This window comes from Nocardia lasii, assembly GCF_042658545.1.
Classification (GTDB): Bacteria; Actinomycetota; Actinomycetes; order Mycobacteriales; family Mycobacteriaceae; genus Nocardia; species Nocardia lasii.
Genome location: NZ_JBHSQN010000010.1, coordinates 238,144 through 253,885 on the forward strand (window position 1 = coordinate 238,144; position 15,742 = coordinate 253,885).

A 15,742-nucleotide genomic window follows, 5' to 3' on the forward strand; every position below is an offset into this window, starting at 1 on the left:
TCCTCACTTCGGATCGACTTCTCGCCCGGGGGCGACGGCCCCGAACCGGCGCCACACAGCGCAGGCCTCGATGCCACGGCCCCGGACGCTACCCAGCGAGTGTGAGGAAATTCTGAGACCCGGACAAAGTGGATCTGTGAGCTCGGTCAACGTAATCCGGTGACCGCCTCGACGAGTCGCGCGTGAGTGTCGGCGTCCGCCGCGGCGATCAAGCCGTGCGGCGCGGTGTGCAGCGGTTGCCCGGCGAGCCCGGTGACCACGCAGCCCGCCGCCTGACACAGCGCGATCGCGCTGGTGAAATGCACGCTGTCGCGCAGGTCGCCGCCGGTGACGTAGGCGGCGCGTCGACCCGCCGCGACCCAGGCCAGCGCCAGCGAGGTCGACAGCACGCGCGGATGGAACTCGCCCGCGAAGCCCGCGGCGTCGAAGAGGCGGGCCGGGGTCGACCAGGGGAACGGGTTGTCGAGGTCGATGTCCACCAGGCGGCTCGCGGCGTGGGGGCGCAGCGGTTCGTCGTGGCCGTCGACGCGCCGGAAAGCGCCCCGCCCGTCGGTCCAGAAGATCTCGTCGGCGAACGGGTCCGCGGTCGCGGCGGCGGTGACCATCGCGCCGTCGCGGAGGGCGACATTGACGGCGACGAGCGCGGTCTCGACCGCGAAATTCCTGGTCCCGCAGAGTGGATCGATGAACCAGGTCCGCGGACTGTCGGCCGCCCCGGTGATTCCGGATTCCTCGGCGACGTAGCGGTCCCCCGGACATGCTGTCGCGAGCACGTCGAGGATGGCCTGCTCGGCGGCGATATCGGCCTGGGTGGCGAAATCGTCGCCCACTTTGGCGTAGCGCGTGAGCGGGCCGTGGAACGCCGAGCGGATCGCCGCCGACGCGACTTGTGTTGCGCGGAGGGCTGTTTCGCTGTCTGACTGGTGCACGGGCCCAGGCTACGGACCGCGACGTGTCCTAGGTGGCGAGGTAGACCGCGAGGCCGATGCCGCCGACACCGACGCCGACGCGCAGGGCGTTCGGGGGGATCACCTTCACCACCGGGGGTCCGCACCAGGCGCCGACGAACGCGCCCGCGCCCAGTGCCAGGGCGGCGCCCCAGTGGACCGGGCCGAAGATCGCGAAGCCGATCGCGGCGACCAGATTGGAGATGCCGAGCAGGAAGCTCTTGAGGATCGAGGCGCTCCAGATCGACTCCGAGGTGCACAGCAGCATCATCGACAGGTAGATCACGCCCGCGCCCGCGCCGAAGTAGCCGCCGTAGATCCCGATGAGGAAGATGCCCAGCGGCACGATCCACGGCGCGTTCAGTTCGCCGACGTGGCGTCGGACCAGCGGTTGGACGAGCAGTGCCAGCGAGGCGACGGCCACCAGGAACGGCACCACGGTTTCGAAGGTGCCGTCGGGGGCGACCACCAGGGCCAGCGCGCCGAGCACCCCACCCACGGCCGAGAGGATCGCCCAGCGCACCAGGGTGGGTCCTCGGCCGACCAGTTCGCGCCCGGAGTTCGCGGTGGCGCCGACACCGACGGCCACCATCGCCACGGTGTTGGTCACATTGGCCGCCACGGGCGGCAAACCGACAGCCAGCAGCGCCGGATAGGAGACGATCGAGGCCATCCCGGTGACGAAACCGATCAAGCCGGTGAAGAATCCCGCGACGACCAGCAAGAAGAAGTCGAGCGCGGTCACGGACCGACTGTACGGTATGCCCAGATGGCAGCAACTGCGGGGCGTCCGCGCGCCCGGCGCCGGGATCACTCCGACACGCCGTGGGCCGTGTGAGGATGGTCGGGTGCAGATGACGACTTTCGAGCCGGGCGAACCACCCGTGGGACGTGACCGGCTGGATTCCAACACCGTTGCCCGCCTCGACGACGTCACCACCTTCGCGCAACTGCTCGACGCGGCCGAACTCGTCCGCATGGATCATCCCGATGCCAGGATCGTGTGCACGCTCGACGACCTCGGTCAGTGCGCGTACACGTCCATGCACGCCACCCTCGGCCTCGACCACGACGACGACATCGACCACGACGATCCGGTCGCCGCCCACCGCGCCGAGAACGCGACCGTGGCCCGGATCGCCGCCCTGCTCGACGACCCCGAGGCGCGGGTGCCGTGGGAGTCGTTGCGCGACACCCGATCCGCGAGCGAGGACGAACTCAGCGCCCTCGTCGCCGCCAACCGCTGTCCCGATCGGGTGGTCGACGACGTGGTCCTGATCCAGCGGGTCCCCGTCGACCGCGACGACCTCGCCATCGCCGGCATCCCCAACGGCTATTTCGCCGACGACTGGTCCACCTACGACAACCACACCGTCATCGTGCGCATGGCCGCCCACGGCTACCGCCACCTCGCCATCGGCGCCTCCCTGCTGGCCTTCGCCCGCCCCACCCCACCCACCGCCGAACAGGCCGCCGCCCTGATCACCGACCTCACCCACCTCTACGGCTCCCCCACCGCCATCGCCTGGCACGAACTGGCCCTCCAACTCCCCACCCACCGCCACCTGATCCTCGGCTACGCCGAAAACTTCGCCGACGCCCTCACCACCGACACCGAGGACGCGACGGGCCAGCCGTAGTCCCCTCCGCGCGGTCGCCGGCCCGTGCCGAACGGCTACTTCACCACCGACTGGAACATCTTCGCCGGCGCTCCAAGTCGCTGTTCTGCAATCTCGAAGTCGCCGATTCTGCAGGATATCGGTGACCTACATCACAACGAACAGCCGAGACCGGAGACGATGGTGGGCCCGTCCATATCGGACAGGCCCACCGGAATTACCTACTGCCCGAACACCTTCGGGCGGCAATTCACCAACCGCGCCCGGCGAGGCGGCGGGACGAGACGAGCGCAGTGCGTAGCGTCACGCTAGCCTCAATTCATCACGACCGGTTCCGCCTACCTCGGTAGGTCCAGGGCCGGTCTTCAATTTTTCGGGCGGTCCGCGTGCACGACCAGGTGAAGGCGTACCCGCCCTACACCGGGTCGCCCGACTGGGATCGGCCACGTTCTCGGTGCGCGCACTGATCGAGCTGGTACTTCGCTCTGCTCGGTCACGAACTTGGGCGATCGGGAGATGTCAGCCTGTGCTCACCACCGCGAGGGCAGCAATCGCCCGTCCGACAGCGGCAGTGTCGGCAGGTTCGATGTGAAGGTCGTTGTGTTTGCGATAGGACAGATACCGTCCGTCGCTGGTGACGTCGAACCAGCGGACATAGCGGGCCGGATGCGGGCGGCTGGTATGTAGACCTACCCGCGCCTCGATATGTCCGGCGCCGACACGTGGCGCACGGGCGAGTTGTCGCATTCGCTCGGCAGTGGAGTCAGCCGGGCGCTGCCATGAATCGAAATGCCGAGTCAACCTGTCGACATCTTCGACGAGCGGTCCTTGTCGACCTGCGGGAACCTTGCCGAGAAAGCTCGCGAAGCCTTTCGCCACAATATCGCTCGCGCCCGCATAGACGATGACATTCCCGCTGTGGTCGGCGCCAGAACTCAATTGTCGCAGCAGCACCGCGTGGTCGCCGGTTCGCGCACCGTAGGCTCGGATTGGTTGCCCTGCGGTCGTGAGCAACGTGAACGCCGATGCCGGATCCGCCGCGTGCCGCAGCGCGGCGCCAAGATCCGAATCAGCTCCCGGTGGCCATTTCCGACGTGCCGCTGCGGTCAGCCGCTCGTGCTCGTACTCCCACTGCGCGGTTGACCGCATGATCATCGGGAAAGGACAACGGTCCGAACGGGTCTCGGCATGCCATAGATGCGCGAACTCATCGACGGTGAACTCCCAACTCACCGATCCCGACCCTCTTCCGGTGCGGCGGCAGGGGTATCAGCGCCAAGCGTTTGCGGAACCGTCGCCTCTTCGTCCCCGAGAAGTTCACGATGGAAGCCCCGGAGATACTCGGGAGCCTGGTGTTCCTCATCTTCTGATCGTTTACCGCCGCGCGCGCCAGGCGGAGGCATCATCCCAGGCGACATACTCCGACCATTCGCGGAACCACCAGCACCTGCTTGTGTTGCCGACGCGGCCACCGGAGTGCCTGCGACGCTCCGCCCGGGAACAGGCGCGCCGACCGCTGGGGTACCGGATCCGGGAGCTCCGGTACCTGGACCCGTCGCACCGGACCCGGCTGAGCCGATACCCGGCGAGGTTCCGCTGGGGGCTGCGGCGTTCATCGCGGGCATTGTCGATGCCGGAGCTGTGTTCGATGGGTCGCTCGTTGACGGCTCGGAGGTCGTCGGGTTCGTCGAACTATTGCCGGAATCCGTTGCCGCAGTAGGCGATTGCTCATCGTCGATAGTCTCATCCTGCGGAGCCTTATCCTGCTGAGCCCGAGTTCTGACTTGGTCGTCAGAACTCTGCTCCGACCGGCCGCTGCCGCCTCCCGCGCCACTACCGCCGGGCGACGCCGCACTCGGATCGCCACCTTCACCAGGTACCGTAGGCGCCACGAAGGTCGGGACGTTTTCCCCCGCAGGTCGGAACGTGGGCTTGTATCCGGAGTTCATCGCCGCGACGGCCTGTAGCCGCAGTTCTTCCTTCTGTTGCTCAGCCGAACTCGTCGCGCCGGGCGACGCGGCATCCAGCAAGACAGCGACCGAAGGCGGAATCGTGCTGTCAGCCACAATGTTCGGAGTATCGCCTACCGGTGCGGGCACGGTCTTACGCACCACTTCAGCACCGAAGGCGGCGGCCTTGACTCGGTGCCCGACTGTTGAGACCACTTCGTGGACGTCGGCGATCTCGGTCAGGAACCGCTTTCCCGCTGCTGCCGCCGCATCGGCCATCGCTCCTTCCAGATCCGCCGATGCCTGCATGGTTTGCAGGGTCAAACCAGCCGCGGCGCCCGAGATCTCGGTCGAGATGTTGAGCCATTGGTCCCCGAACTGCTGCATAACTCCGGGCTGCATCTGCTGTACTTTGGCGTAGATGTCGACGTGCGAGAGGCCTTCGAACGCTTCCATTGCCGTGATATAGGCCGGATCGGTACCGTCGTGGCCGACGTGCTTCTGCTGCTTCTCGGAGCCCGACTGCTGCTGATTGGCAGCGACTATGGCGCGGGTGACCGACGGATCCAAACCGGGAAAGAGCATGCCGGTGAGTTCAGGGCTCAGCTCGTCATCGGACATCGTCAGTTTCCCTCGCCGATCGACTCTTCGACGATCGAGGCGACGCCCATGATATCGGCACAGGGGTCGAGATCCTGCGCCTCACCTTGGATCTTGAGCCGCGTGCTGACGAAGACGACGCCGACGGCGGTACGCATGTGCACTTCGCAGTCCTTGACACCGGTCCTGATAGTTTCCGGCTCTCGTCCCATTGCGGCTTGTCTGCGATTTACGGTCGTCGGTTGCAGCCAGGTGCCGTTTTTTTGCTGGTCCTCGTCCCACGTCACGTTTCCGGACATCACGCTCAGTGATACAGCATCGGTCTGGAAACGACAGTTGAGAAACGAGTATTCCGCTACGAGATCTGCGCCGCGTTTACGTGATTGAGCTGGGTACCCTGCTGCGATCACGTCGTCGTCACTGAGCCATGTGCACGGGTCGTACACGACCTTCGGCCGGCCACTCGAGCGTGTGTACTCGTTGTCCTGGGACGGGGGCTGAAATGCCGGATTCGTCAACGTCGGCCGGGCCGGGGATTCCGATAGCGCCACCGCTGGCGCAGAAGCAGATTCCGTGGAATCCGGCGTATTCGATGAGCATCCAGGCAGAACCGCCATCACCACCGACAGCGGTACCGCAATCCCGACGGATCGCTTCGAATTCATGAATCCACCTCCTGCACAGCAGCTTTGAGCGCGCGCGCGTTCATGGCATCGACCTCCTCGAACAGCTCACCGGCTTGCAGGTATCCGGCCGCCATGCGCAGGGCCGCAGCCTTCATCGACTGCAAGACCTCGACCAAGCCGAAGGCCTTGCGCTCGAATCCTTGCTGTAACTGCTGCGCGGAGGTCAAACCCCCGAACCCCGACAGTCGTTGCAATTCCTTGGCATCGTCTATCCAACCGTCACACTGGTCCGCGAAGCGTTGGTAGCCCTGGGCAATCCGTCGCGCTGCGTCGCTGTCCATGCGCAACTGCCCGGACGTCGCGGCCCGCCACAACTCATCCGCCGCACCCCCACCCGCAGACATTTCCGCCCCCCTGACGCCGTCATTTCGCGCTTACTGTACCGGACCATCGACCAGCTGAGCGGCCGTCACCGACGCATCTCTAGCCACCAACTACACCTGACCAGGTCGCTCCTACTGTCACTCACCGATGACAGTAGGAGACCAGTAGGTTGTGGGCTCAGCCTTCTTCGGCCCCCGGTCACCACCATGCTCCAACCAGCTCTCGCGCTGGTAATAGCTGTCCATAGCCTCCTCCTCTTCGAGGGTTGGCTGTCGGCTCCGCTGGGAATCCACTGCGGGACTGGCACTCTGGTCGACTGTCGGAGCAGCGGCAACGGCGGATTGTTCGCTCGCATCGAGGAGGGCGAGATACTCGGGTGGGAGTCCCGCGTACGGGTCGCTCACGGATCAACTCCTTCGATCATGAACCTGTCGGACGAGTGACCATGCTGCCACACAGGGCAGCCATCCCAGCCACCATCATGCCGACCCACCTCCGGCGTTATCACCTGGATGTTGGCGTGCGCACACTTCGAGTGCTCGGTAACCGGTTCGGATTCTCTGGCAGGTGGCGCCGGGATGAAGCGCGTTGGCAGGTGGATCGAGGCTTGTTACCGTGTCTCGACTGGATTCGAGGCCCCGGCGATCGGGGCGAGGGGGTAATCATGCTGGTTGATCCGGCGATCCTACGAACATTCGCCAACTCGGTGGACGAGGCATCGCAGACCGTCGCGGCAACTGACCTGGCCGGCAAGATCGCCGCGGTCTTCGAGGGGCTGCCCGGCTCGCAAGCTCAGTGGGCCGCCCGCCGAGCCGGTGAGGTAGTTCGCACGCCACTGAACGAATTCGCCGGCGATATCGCATCCATGGGGACCGCCGTGCGCGGCGCGGCCAGCACCTACGAGGTGGCCGACGACGACCTGGCAGCAAGTTTCCGGGCCCTGCAGAACTCTGACCCCACCGCCAAAGGTTGGGGGCTGGGAAGTTGAGCCTCCAGTTCATACCCACACGTCCGATATTCGCGACCTGGGACATCAACGGCCTGCTCGAGAAGTCCAAAACGGTCCTGATGGCGGGACAGGATCTCGAGATGGCCGTACAGACGTTGCGGCACGAGTGCACCAATCTTCCCGAGATGCGTGGATGGGAGGGCTCGGCGCACACCGCTGCCGAGGACATGTTCGTCCGGACCGCGAAACATGCCGGTGAGTTCGCCGACATCGCCTACTCCGGTAAGCGCTCGAGCCATCAAGGCGTCTCGAACATCGCCGACCAAGCCTATGACGCATTGTCGTCGGTGAAGGGGCGCCTCGACAGCCTGATCGCGACCATCGAAAACGGCCCGCTGGAAGTGAACGATCTCTGGATCGTGGTCCTGAAGCCCGAGCCTATGGACGATGCGCGTTTCAAGGTGCTCAAACAAGCCCAGACGGCATTTCAGGAACAACTCAACCCACTGGTCACCGAACTCGGCAAGGCCGATGACGAAATCCGCACGAAGTTGTCGTTCCTCGTCAGCCGAGTCAACAAAGACTACGAGATGGACCCCACCAGAGTCACCTACGGCTCCGAGTACTTGCCTCGCACCGGAGTACCGGACCCGAGCACTGAGCAAGGCCGTACGGACCAGCGCGAGATTCAGCAACTGGAGGCGGCAATTACGGTCCGCCACACCGATACCGGAGAACCCGACATAAACGGTTCGATAACTACCACAATGACTATGCAGGACGGCAGCAAACAAGTCGTCCTGACAAATAAAGACTGGGGCCTAACAATCGCCTCGTCGTACGATCCTTCCGGCGAACTGAAATCCACGACATCCACGAATGAGAACCGCTACACCGGACTTACCACTACCACCACTGAAACGCCGGGACAGGCTAAAGTGACAGTCTGGAAGGACAAAGACGGGAAAACGGGCGGAACGGTAACGGACCTCAGAACGGGCGAAACCTTCCCGATACCGGAAAACAGCCCCATTTTCACACCGAACGCGGACGGATCAAGCTTCTTCACCCACCCGTACCTGACATCGGTGGGCTCGGGTCTGAGCGCGCTGGAAACATATACCGGAAATGCCCTGGAGAACAGCAAGGGAATTCCGATCCTCGATCCATCCCAAACAGGAAAACTCCACGTTGGAGCGAAAGTATTAGGCCCGGGCCTCAGTCTCGCGGTGGCCGGATGGGACGTCATCCAGGAAGAAGACTGGCATAAGAAGTGCGTCGCGGGAACATCCGGGCTCGCAGGTGCTGCGGGAGGCTGGATGGGAGGGGTGGCAGGAGCGAAGGGTGGCCCATTCGGCTCCTTCGTAGGGGGCGCCTTGGGCACATGGACATTCGGTTGGGCAGGGTCGAAATTCGGTGAGAAGGTTGTTTGCAATTGAGCGCCGAGAAAGAATTCTCCTACCCGGCCCCGGGCGAGTGGGAGACGGCCCGATGGTGGGAGTATCCGTTCCTTGCGTTCATCGCAGGATTCGGAGTGTTCCTCCTGCTTCAAGCGGTCGGGTCGACGGAGCAGAGCGAGTGGTCGAAGGCAATCTTCTTCATATCACTAGGTCTGACGTCAGTGCTGATGTGCGTCCATCTACTGCTATTGATCAGACAATCACACAATAAACCTCCAGTACTGTCACGAGTTTCCGTAACAGATGGCAGGCTTTCGATCAAATCTGCGCGCCCGATCGAGCTCACCAATATTGCCATGCTTTTATGTGGCACCGTGGCTGCTTCCGTATTCATAGTCACGGTGCCTTCCGGCGAGATGGACTTGCCACTCACCGACGGGCAGCGAACATTTTTCCCATTTTTCGCGGGGGCCGCCCTCGTGTACGGAGTCATCGATCTTCTCAGATCAGTCACGCAAGCACCGATCGGCAGACTGATTATTACTCCAACCGAAATTTCGTTCAAGCGGACATTCGCGGGACGCACAACACTGAACTTTTCAGATATTACCGATGTGACAGTCCCGGCGGGCGGGCGAAGCAAGGTCAGCAGTGTATCCGTGAAATGCGGGCCAGAGGGTTCCGGACAGGGCGCGGGCCTCGACCCCCGCTGGCCGTCCGTCGGTGCCGCAGCCACCTTTTGGCTTGTCCGCTTCTACCACCGGCACCCCGAGCTGCGTGACGAGCTCGCCGATCATCGCGTCATCGACCGCATCGAATCTGGCGGCCTTCTGGATCCGGAGGATCCGAAAGCCCGCATGGCTATGAGAACGATGTGAAGTTCTTCATTGCCGCGCTCTACGGGCTGCGTCGCGGGTCGAGCCGAACGCCGGATCCCCGGTCAGAGCTCCCAGAGGGCGGCGATAGGTAACCCGACGAGGTTTTCGCCGAATCGCACGCCGTGGTCCGCGGTGCCTAGCACGACCCCACCGAGGAACCGGTCACCGAGTCGCTCGGCAAGTCGCTGCAGGCCATGGAAGTGCTCGGGCTTATACGTCTGCTTCGCCTTCACCTCGAGGCCGAGGACTCGGCCGTCGTCGAGCTCCAGGAGAACGTCCACCTCGGCCCCTGATGACTCGCGGTAGTGGAAGACGGAGAATCTGGTGTCACTCCAGGTCTGCTGCTTGCGCAATTCGGAGACCACGAGACCTTCGAGCAGCGGGCCGAGCAGTTCGCCACCGCCGACGAGCGCGGCGGCACGGCCGGGCGTGACGCCGGCCAGATGCATCGCGAGCGCGGAGTCGGTGATGAGCCCCTTCGCCTTGCCGACCTGGCGTGCCGTGAGGTTTCCGGTCCACGGCCGGATCCGCTCGACGAGATACAGCGTCTCGACGAGGTCGAGATAAGCGGTCATCGTCGTCTCAGGGACGTCCGCGTCCCGGGAGAGGCGGGCGCGGACCACCTCACCGGCTTGGTTTGCTGCGATCAGACGTAGGACGGTGGCCAACCGATTGCCATCGACAAGGCGCCGGACGTCGCGGGCATCGCGCTGGACGATGCGGTCCACGTAGCCGTCGAACCAGGCCCTGCGCAGTCGCGGTGACCGTCGAAAGACCTCCGGGTACCCGCCTGCGGCAAGGAGATTCGCATAGTCCGCGCGGGAGACGTCCGAGCGGACGTCGAAAGGGTCCACGCCGGCGAGGAACCGGGTCACGAAGTCATCGAGGCGGCCGTTGATCTCGCCCTGGCTCAGAGTCCGCAGCGGCAGTGTGACAGCTCGGCCCGCGAGCGAGTCCGGTGTCCGTTCGAGTCGAAGCAGATCAGCCGATCCGGTGAGGAGGAACCTTCCCGGAGTGCGGTGTCGGTCGATGGACGCCTTGATCGGTAGCAGCAGTTCCGGGGCACGCTGGATCTCGTCGATGACGAGCAATCCGTCGGGAAGCTGATTCACGAAGGCCTGCGGATCATTCTGCGCGGCGGCCCGCAGTATGTTGTCGTCCAAGGTGAGGTAACGCCCGGGGCGTTGCGAATTCTCGACGAGCATCGTGGCGAGCGTGCTCTTGCCTACCTGTCGAGCGCCCTCGATCACCACGGCAGGAAAAGACTCGACGAGCTCAGTCGCCCACGGGAGGGCATGCCTGAACAGGATGTTTGCTGAGGTCACGCCACCATGACACCGCACAAGTCGCTGATCTGCAAGCATCAAGTCGCTGTTCTGCCGAACCCAAGTCGCTGTTCTGCAACCTCGAAGTCGCTGTTTCTGCAAATTGTCAGTGACACATATCACACCGTTCGAGGCAAGCCTAGAGACGCCGGTGGGCCCGTCCATATCGGACGGGCCCACCGGAATTACCTACTGCCCGAACACCTTCGGGCGACAATTCACCAACCGCGCTCGGCGAGGCGGTGGGGCTGGGGGATTTCTTCGACGTTGATGCCGACCATGGCTTCGCCGAGGCCGCGCGAGACCTTGGCCAGGACGTCGGGGTCGTCGTAGAAGGTGGTGGCCTTGACGATGGCGGCGGCGCGCTGTTCGGGGTTGCCGGACTTGAAGATGCCGGAGCCGACGAAGACGCCTTCGGCGCCGAGCTGCATCATCATGGCGGCGTCGGCGGGGGTGGCGATGCCGCCTGCGGTGAACATGACGACCGGGAGCTTGCCGGACTGGGCGACCTCGCGGACGAGTTCGTAGGGGGCCTGCAGTTCCTTGGCGGCCACGAACAGTTCGTCCTCGGACAGCGAGCTCAGGCGGCGGATCTCGCCGCGGATGGTGCGCATGTGGGTGGTGGCGTTGGACACGTCACCGGTGCCTGCCTCGCCCTTGGAGCGGATCATGGCCGCGCCCTCGGTGATGCGACGCAGGGCCTCGCCCAGGTTGGTGGCGCCACAGACGAAGGGAACGGTGAAGTTCCACTTGTCGATGTGGTTGGCGTAGTCGGCGGGGGTGAGGACCTCGGACTCGTCGATGTAGTCCACGCCCAGGCTCTGCAGGATCTGCGCCTCGACGAAGTGGCCGATGCGGGCCTTGGCCATGACCGGGATGGAGACGGCTTCGATGATGCCGTCGATCATGTCCGGGTCGCTCATCCGCGACACGCCACCCTGGGCGCGGATGTCGGCGGGCACCCGCTCGAGCGCCATCACGGCCACGGCGCCGGCGTTCTCGGCGATCTTGGCCTGCTCGGCGTTGACCACATCCATGATCACGCCGCCCTTGAGCATCTCGGCCATGCCGCGCTTCACGCGGGCGGTGCCGACGGTGTTGGTGGTCTCAGGCGTAGTCACGGCTGTCTCCTGTGTCATGGGCGCCAATCAAGTCGCTCGGTGTGTGGTCGGTGTCGATTCTAGAGCTGCCCGATTTCGGCCTTCATAGCCAGTTGAGCACCACTGGCCTTGTCACGACCAGCGCGTATGCGAACACCGCCCCCGCTGGCCTGCTCGACCGGCTATCAGCGGATCGAGCGGACCACGTGTTGGGTGTCGTCGGTGGCGGCGGTGATCGCCTCGGTGAGCAGCTCGTCGAGGTGGTACGGGTAGACGGCCTCGCCCGCGGCGTCGAGGGCGCGGATGTCCTCGGCCGAGCACCAGCGGTGGTCGGTGATGGTGCGTCGTTCCAGCGCGGTGAGGTCGGCCGGTCGCCATTGGAAGCCGGGCGAGCGCAAGGTGAAGAACAGTTCCTCGGAGCGGATGAGTTCGCCGTTGAACGGGAACACCGCCACGCGCCGCCACAGCGGACCGCGCAGGGCGCCCGGGTCGACGCGCTGGCCGGTCTCCTCGTAGATCTCGCGCACGGCCGCGTCGCGCAGGTTCTCCCCCGGTTCGACGCCGCCGCCGACGGTGAACCAGAACGCGACCTCGGGGATCATCGGGTCGTGTCCGCGCAGCAGCAGCACCCGGTCCTGGGTGTCGAGCAGGATCACTCGCGCGGAGGTGCGGGTGGTGTGGACGACCAGGCCGGTGGCCGCGGCCGGGGTGGCGCGTTCGGTGATCTCGAAGTAGTGCGGCAGCGGCGCGGTGCCGCCCAGGTGCAGCAGGCGCACCGGTCGACGGGTGCGCAGGGCCAGGGTGTCGCGCACGGCGTCGTTGTGGAAGCGGCGCGCGATGAGCACGCGGGCCTCGGCGTCGGCGAGTTCGGCGACGAGTTGGGGGCGCAGGTGGTCGATGTCGACCAGGGTGAGCGCGGCCGAGAGCTGGTTCTCGACCGTCTCCCGGTCGCCGCGATCGGCGCGTTCGGCCCGATCGGCGAGCGAGGCGAGCTGCGCGGCCCGTTCGGCGTGGCGCGGGTCGGTGCTGACCGGTCCGGCGACGGCCATGGCGACCGCGCGCGCGACCACCGCGCGCCGCGCCAGTGCCGAGTCCAGCGCCTGCCAGGACTGGTCGGAGCGCACGTGCAGCCGGTCGAGGCGGTTGGCGGTGGAGTACGCCCACACGCCGAGGGCCAACACCAGCAGCGCGATCAGTCCGAGAACGAGGACCGTGGTGGCGGAGAAGGTGATCATCCGGCGGCCCGCACCCTGGTGTCGCCGACGGTGACGGTCTCGTAGACGCGCAGGATCTGTTCGGCCACCACGGGCCAGTCGTAGCCCGCGACCACCTGGGAGGCGGTGGTGACGAGCCGTTCGCGGGTCGCCGCGTCGGTGAGCACGGTGTCGATGGCGGTGGCCAGCGCGTCGGAGTCGCCGATCGGGGTGAGCAGTCCGGCGGTGCCGTCGCGCAGCACCCGCCGGAAGGCGTCGAGTTCGCTGGCGACCACCGGGGTGCCCGCGGCCATGGCCTCGATCAGGATGATGCCGAAACTCTCGCCGCCCAGGTTCGGGGCCACGTACACGTCCGCGCTGCGCATCGCGGCGGCCTTCTCCTCGTCGGAGACCTGCCCGAGGAAGCGCAGGTGTTCGGCGTGCTCGCCGGCTTCGCGCCGCAGTCGTTCCTCGTCGCCGCGCCCGACGATGAGGATCTCGACGTCGGGATGGCGGCCGATGAGTTCGGGAAGCGCGCCGAGCAGCACGTCCATGCCCTTGCGTGGTTCGTCGTAGCGGCCCAGGAACAGCACCGTGCGGCCCGCGCGCGGGTAGCCGGGCAGGCGCTCACCGCGCGCGAACGCGGACACGTCGACCCCGTTGGGGATCTCGACCGCGTCGGAGCCCAGTGCCTCGACCTGCCAGCGTCGCGCCAGCTCCGAGACCGCGATCCGGCCGCTGATCTTCTCGTGATACGGGCGCAGCACGCCCTGAAAAGTGCTGAGCACCAACGACTTCGTGGTCGAGGTGTGAAAGGTCGCCACGATCGGACCCTCGGCGATCTTGAGCGCCAGCATCGACAGGCTGGGGGCGTTGGGTTCGTGGATGTGCAGCACGTCGAAGTCGTTGCTGTCGATCCAGCGCCGGATCCGGGTGTAGGCCATGGGGCCGAAGGACAGCCGCGCCACCGACCCGTTGTAGGGAATCGCGACCGCGCGACCCGCCGAGACGACGAAGTCGGGCAGCGGGGTGTCGTCGGAGGCGGGGGCGAGCACGCTCACCTTGTGTCCGCGTTCGATGAACACCCGCGCGAGCTCGACCACGTGGGCTTGCACGCCGCCGGGCACGTCGAACGAGTACGGGCAGATCATGCCGATCTTCATCGCGATCCCCCGCTCGCGGTGATGCGCGCCAGGCGTTCCGGCGAGAGGTCGCCCTCCCAGAGTGGTTGCAGCATGTGCCAATCGGCGGGGTGTTCGGCGATATTGGCGGCGAACCGGTCGGCCAGCGCCTGCGTGGCGGCGGCGACCCCACCCGAAACATCCAGTGCCGGTTCGGCTTTGAGCCCCCAGCCCTCGGTGCCGTCGTCCTCGACGGTGAACCAGCCGTGCACCGGGACCAGCGCGGCCCCGGTCTCGATGGCGAGCTTGGCCGCCCCGGCGGGCATCCAGGTGCGTTCGCCGAAGAAGTCGACGGGCACGCCCTTGCCGGTGAGGTCGCGTTCGCCCATCAGGCACACGATCCGGTTCTGGCGCAGGCGTTCGGTGAGTGCCACGAACGGCGGCTCCTCGCCACCGGTCAGCGGGAACACCTCGAAGCCGAGGCTCTCGCGGTAGGCGACGAACCGCTCGAACAGCGATTCGGGCTTCAACCGTTCGGCCACGGTGGAGAACGAGGCGTAGTGCTGCACCAACCACACCCCGGCCATGTCCCAGTTGCCCGAGTGCGGCAGCACCAGGATCAGCCCGCGACCGGCGTCGAGGGCGGCGTCGACGTGCTCGAGGCCGCCGACGTAGTAGTCGATCGCGGTGTGGTCCATCGTGGGCAGTCGGAACGCCTCGCGCCAGTAGCGGGCGTAGGAGCGCATGCTCGCCCGCATCACCTCGTCGGGCACCTGCTCGGGCGGCACGCCGAGAACGCGAGACAGGTTGCGGCGCAACTGTTCCGGGCCACCGTCCTTGGACACCCGGTCGGCGCCGAAGTCGAAGACTTTGCGCGCCACGGATTCCGGCGCCGCGCGCACCAGCCCCCAGCCCGCGGCGTACCCCCAGTCGCTGAGCTGATCGGTGATGCTCACGAGGCCGATCCCGGGGCCGCGTCCGGCTGCGGCGCGGGCGGGATGACCTCGCGGGCCCCCGGCGAGTTACGCACCGCGAGCACCCGCTGGAACACCGTCACCACGCTCAGCACCGCCAACACCCACATCGCCACATAGACGGCCCAGGTCAACCACTCGATCCCCCAGTGCCCGCCGATGCCGGTGAGCCCGGCGCCGACCAGCACGAGAACCAGCCGGTCGGGGCGCTCGATGAGCCCGCCGTCGGCGGAGAGTCCGCTGGCTTCGGCGCGGGCCTTGGCGTAGGAGATCACCTGCGAGGTGACCAGCACGACCAGGGTCACCGCGAACAGTTGCCTGCTGTGCTCGTGATAGACCGCCCACCAGGCCAGCCCGGCGAAGATCGCGCCGTCGGCCACCCGGTCACAGGTGGCGTCGAGGACCGCGCCGTACTTCGTGCCGCCGCCGCGCGCGCGAGCCATCGCGCCGTCGAGCATGTCGAACATGACGAACAGCCAGATGACGATCGTTCCCCAGAACAGGTGTCCGGTGGGAAACAGGGTCACCGCGGCCGCGATCGTCGCGGTGGTCCCGATCAGTGTCATCGCGTCCGGGGTCAACCCGGTCGAGACGAGCGCTTTGCCCAGCGGCGCAGTCGCTTTCGCAAACGTCTGGCGGCCGAAGAAGCTGAGCACGTGTTTATTCCTCCTGCGACC

The 15,742-nt window shown here is 66.0% G+C and carries 17 protein-coding genes; 4 read left to right on the forward strand and 13 right to left on the reverse strand.

The features are described 5' to 3' along the window. Positions 1–146: 146 nt before the first annotated feature. Positions 147–929 (reverse strand): inositol monophosphatase family protein, encoded by a 783-nt coding sequence (locus ACFP3H_RS15665; protein ID WP_378606154.1) that lies wholly within the window; start codon positions 927–929, stop codon positions 147–149. 28 nt (positions 930–957) lie between these two features. Continuing rightward, positions 958–1,692 (reverse strand): sulfite exporter TauE/SafE family protein, encoded by a 735-nt coding sequence (locus ACFP3H_RS15670; protein WP_378606157.1) that lies wholly within the window; start codon positions 1,690–1,692, stop codon positions 958–960. Between the two features lie 109 nt (positions 1,693–1,801). On the opposite strand from ACFP3H_RS15670, the gene ACFP3H_RS15675 reads away from it, so the two are divergent. Beyond that, positions 1,802–2,587, forward strand: a complete 786-nt coding sequence (locus ACFP3H_RS15675; RefSeq protein ID WP_378606160.1) for a hypothetical protein — start codon at positions 1,802–1,804, stop codon at positions 2,585–2,587. 498 nt (positions 2,588–3,085) lie between these two features. On the opposite strand, the gene ACFP3H_RS15680 is transcribed toward ACFP3H_RS15675, so the two are convergent. From ACFP3H_RS15680 to ACFP3H_RS15700, 5 genes are all read right to left on the reverse strand, one after another. After that, the gene (locus ACFP3H_RS15680; protein WP_378606163.1) at positions 3,086–3,799 is read right to left on the reverse strand and encodes a hypothetical protein; all 714 of its coding nucleotides are present in this window, start codon (positions 3,797–3,799) and stop codon (positions 3,086–3,088) included. Further along, complete coding sequence (locus ACFP3H_RS15685; protein WP_378606166.1) at positions 3,796–5,136, reverse strand: hypothetical protein; 1,341 nt, start codon at positions 5,134–5,136, stop codon at positions 3,796–3,798. The genes ACFP3H_RS15680 and ACFP3H_RS15685 overlap by 4 nt, the downstream gene beginning before the upstream one ends. Before the next feature lie 2 nt (positions 5,137–5,138). Continuing rightward, complete coding sequence (locus ACFP3H_RS15690; RefSeq protein WP_378606169.1) at positions 5,139–5,780, reverse strand: DUF3558 domain-containing protein; 642 nt, start codon at positions 5,778–5,780, stop codon at positions 5,139–5,141. After that, entirely contained in the window at positions 5,777–6,082 is a 306-nt protein-coding gene (locus ACFP3H_RS15695; RefSeq protein WP_378606172.1) for a hypothetical protein, read from the reverse strand. Before ACFP3H_RS15695 ends, ACFP3H_RS15690 begins: the two co-directional genes overlap by 4 nt. Positions 6,083–6,262: 180 nt before the next feature. Further along, positions 6,263–6,529 (reverse strand): hypothetical protein, encoded by a 267-nt coding sequence (locus tag ACFP3H_RS15700; protein ID WP_378606175.1) that lies wholly within the window; start codon positions 6,527–6,529, stop codon positions 6,263–6,265. Between the two features lie 260 nt (positions 6,530–6,789). On the opposite strand from ACFP3H_RS15700, the gene ACFP3H_RS15705 reads away from it, so the two are divergent. Genes ACFP3H_RS15705 through ACFP3H_RS15715 form a run of 3 tightly spaced genes read left to right on the forward strand, consistent with a single transcriptional unit; the run spans position 6,790 to position 9,352 of the window. Further along, positions 6,790–7,113 carry a type VII secretion target gene (locus tag ACFP3H_RS15705; protein WP_378606178.1) on the forward strand — a complete coding sequence of 108 codons (324 nt, stop codon included), beginning with the start codon at positions 6,790–6,792 and terminating at the stop codon, positions 7,111–7,113. Continuing rightward, positions 7,110–8,513, forward strand: a complete 1,404-nt coding sequence (locus tag ACFP3H_RS15710; RefSeq protein WP_378606181.1) for a hypothetical protein — start codon at positions 7,110–7,112, stop codon at positions 8,511–8,513. Before ACFP3H_RS15705 ends, ACFP3H_RS15710 begins: the two co-directional genes overlap by 4 nt. Further along, on the forward strand, positions 8,510–9,352 hold the full coding sequence (locus tag ACFP3H_RS15715; RefSeq protein WP_378606184.1) for a hypothetical protein: 843 nt from the start codon (positions 8,510–8,512) through the stop codon (positions 9,350–9,352). The genes ACFP3H_RS15710 and ACFP3H_RS15715 overlap by 4 nt, the downstream gene beginning before the upstream one ends. A 62-nt stretch (positions 9,353–9,414) precedes the next feature. On the opposite strand, the gene ACFP3H_RS15720 is transcribed toward ACFP3H_RS15715, so the two are convergent. From ACFP3H_RS15720 to pgsA, 6 genes are all read right to left on the reverse strand, one after another. Next, positions 9,415–10,677: an ATP-binding protein gene (locus ACFP3H_RS15720; RefSeq protein WP_378606187.1), complete on the reverse strand. Its 1,263-nt coding sequence runs from the start codon at positions 10,675–10,677 to the stop codon at positions 9,415–9,417. A gap of 218 nt (positions 10,678–10,895) precedes the next feature. Then, complete coding sequence (gene pdxS / locus ACFP3H_RS15725; RefSeq protein WP_378606190.1) at positions 10,896–11,816, reverse strand: pyridoxal 5'-phosphate synthase lyase subunit PdxS; 921 nt, start codon at positions 11,814–11,816, stop codon at positions 10,896–10,898. A 146-nt stretch (positions 11,817–11,962) separates the two neighbouring features. Continuing rightward, positions 11,963–13,009 (reverse strand): NUDIX hydrolase, encoded by a 1,047-nt coding sequence (locus tag ACFP3H_RS15730; RefSeq protein WP_378606427.1) that lies wholly within the window; start codon positions 13,007–13,009, stop codon positions 11,963–11,965. Further along, entirely contained in the window at positions 13,009–14,133 is a 1,125-nt protein-coding gene (locus tag ACFP3H_RS15735) for a glycosyltransferase family 4 protein (protein ID WP_378606193.1), read from the reverse strand. The genes ACFP3H_RS15730 and ACFP3H_RS15735 overlap by 1 nt, the downstream gene beginning before the upstream one ends. Further along, positions 14,130–15,047, reverse strand: a complete 918-nt coding sequence (locus ACFP3H_RS15740; RefSeq protein WP_378606196.1) for a phosphatidylinositol mannoside acyltransferase — start codon at positions 15,045–15,047, stop codon at positions 14,130–14,132. Before ACFP3H_RS15740 ends, ACFP3H_RS15735 begins: the two co-directional genes overlap by 4 nt. Next, the gene (gene pgsA, locus ACFP3H_RS15745) at positions 15,044–15,721 is read right to left on the reverse strand and encodes a phosphatidylinositol phosphate synthase (protein ID WP_378606199.1); all 678 of its coding nucleotides are present in this window, start codon (positions 15,719–15,721) and stop codon (positions 15,044–15,046) included. The genes ACFP3H_RS15740 and pgsA overlap by 4 nt, the downstream gene beginning before the upstream one ends. Positions 15,722–15,742 lie beyond the last annotated feature (21 nt).